This is a genomic window from Streptomyces sp. 13-12-16 (genome assembly GCF_002114215.1).
In the GTDB taxonomy this organism is placed as follows: domain Bacteria; phylum Actinomycetota; class Actinomycetes; order Streptomycetales; family Streptomycetaceae; genus Streptomyces.
Genome location: NZ_NCTE01000867.1, coordinates 1 through 1,700 on the forward strand (window position 1 = coordinate 1; position 1,700 = coordinate 1,700).

Below are 1,700 nucleotides of genomic sequence, written 5' to 3' on the forward strand. Positions count from 1 at the left end.
CCGGCCGGGTCCCGCGGTCCACAGCAGCGCGTGCAGCCGTTCGCCGTTCTCGACACGGGTCAGGCACCGCGGCGACGGCAGGGCGGGGGTGAGGCGGGGCTGGGGGAGAACGGCGGTCACCGTGCGGGGCTCCTTGCTGGGCGGACCGACCGATCCTAGGGCCTGTCGCCCGCCGCGCACGGGGCGGGTCAGCGGCCCGTGCCCTCCGGAAGCCGGAAGCAGGCCGTGACGGTCTTGCCGTGGGGGCAGGGGCGGGCCTCCCAGGTGTCGGCCAGGGCGTCGACCAGCAGCATGCCGCGTCCGCCGACACGTTCGGTGCTCGGTCCACGGGGCGTCGGCAGGGCCGCGGACCTGTCGTGCACCGAGATGTGCAGACAACGGCCGTCCCACGACATGACCAGCTGCGCGGTGCTGCGGGCGTGGACGTGCGCGTTGGTGACCAGTTCCGAAACGGTCAGCAGCACGTCGTCCGCCGTCTCGGGGGCGGCCGTGTCCCAGCCCAGCGCGACAAGGTGCTCGCGCGCCCACTCGCGGGCCGCCTTCACTTCGTGGTCCATCGGCAGTGAGCGCGCCCAGCCCACCGTCCGGACCGACGACTCGTCCATGAGGTCCTTCCAGGTCGTCGCCACGCGGCCCGGACGGGAACGTACCGGACCGCGTGGAAGCGGAAAGAGGAACGGCTCAGCGGTGACCACCGCGGAGCCGGCCCAGCAGACGCTGTGCCTGGGCCCGGCGCCGGGGGTCGGCTGCCGCCCGCCGCACCTGCTCGGCCGTACGCCGCCCCTGAGGGCTCCTGGCGAACTGTTTGATGCGCTCCACCATGCTCGGCATGGGTGCTCCCTTCCGCGGATCCGGTTCGTCCCTGCCGTTCTCCGCCTACCCCCTGCGGGCGGAGTCAGCCCTCGGGCGGCCGGACGGGCTCACGTCTCCTCCAGCGGCTCGTACACCTCCGCTCCCAGGCCGAACGTCCACGCCACCCCCTCCCGGGCCGTCCGGGTCGTCGGCGGCACACGGAGCCAGTACGTGCGGTGGGTGCCGTCCGGTTCGGGCGTGGAGTTGAGGACCTCGACCATGACGACCGGCTCGTCGCCGTCCAGTTCGACGCGCCAGAGCGTGCCCGTGCCGTCCCGGTGCAGGGGCCGCGCCCCCGAGTCGGCGAGGTAACGGTCGTAGCCGTAGTACTCGAGCATCACCCGCCGCAGTTCGGCGTTCTCCTCCTGCCGGATCCGCTCCGGGGTGAGCGTGCGCAGCTCCTCCAGGAAGGCGCGCGTCACCGGCATGCCGCGCCAGGCGCACAGGGCGAAACCGTCGGGGAACTCCAGGGCGGGACCGTCGCCGTGGTCGAGCCGGCCGGCCTCGTCCCGGTGCAGGGCGACGGGCCGCTCGCACACCACCGCCACCTTCTCGAACGGCCACCACCAGCCGGCGCTGCGGCACACCCGGGCCGGCCCGGCGAGCGCGGACCCCTCGGTGTCCAGGGCGGCCAGCCACGGCGCGTCGTGCTGACCGAGCAGGGCGTCCAGCAGGACCAGACGTATCCCGGTGCGGGCGGCCCCGTCGTCGGGGGCGAGGTCGTCGAGCACGCCGACGCGGATCCGGTCGACCAGCGCCTGCGTGGCGTCCCACAGGGCGCCGCCGGTCTCCGACCAGCGGCGGGACCAGCCCGCCGCGCCCAACTCCGCGTACAGCCGGCCGCGTTC

At 74.5% G+C, this 1,700-nt stretch carries 3 protein-coding genes; all 3 read right to left on the minus strand.

Features of this window, described 5'->3' with window-relative positions; genetic code table 11:
• Positions 1-188 precede the first annotated feature (188 nt).
• Positions 189-605 (minus strand): ATP-binding protein, encoded by a 417-nt coding sequence (locus B7767_RS30770; RefSeq protein ID WP_085575006.1) that lies wholly within the window; start codon positions 603-605, stop codon positions 189-191.
• Between the two features lie 76 nt (positions 606-681).
• Positions 682-831 (minus strand): hypothetical protein, encoded by a 150-nt coding sequence (locus B7767_RS46660; RefSeq protein ID WP_179167355.1) that lies wholly within the window; start codon positions 829-831, stop codon positions 682-684.
• A gap of 89 nt (positions 832-920) precedes the next feature.
• Positions 921-1,700: DUF6745 domain-containing protein (locus B7767_RS30775; RefSeq protein ID WP_085575005.1), on the minus strand; the 780-nt coding region annotated here is incomplete at its 5' end.

What these genes read in the sequence shown, in the direction of transcription:
- B7767_RS30770 (WP_085575006.1), bottom strand. Translation starts at nt 605, where the DNA reads ATGGACGAGTCGTCGGTCCGGACGGTGGGCTGGGCGCGCTCACTGCCG.
- B7767_RS46660 (WP_179167355.1), bottom strand. Translation starts at nt 831, where the DNA reads ATGCCGAGCATGGTGGAGCGCATCAAACAGTTCGCCAGGAGCCCTCAG.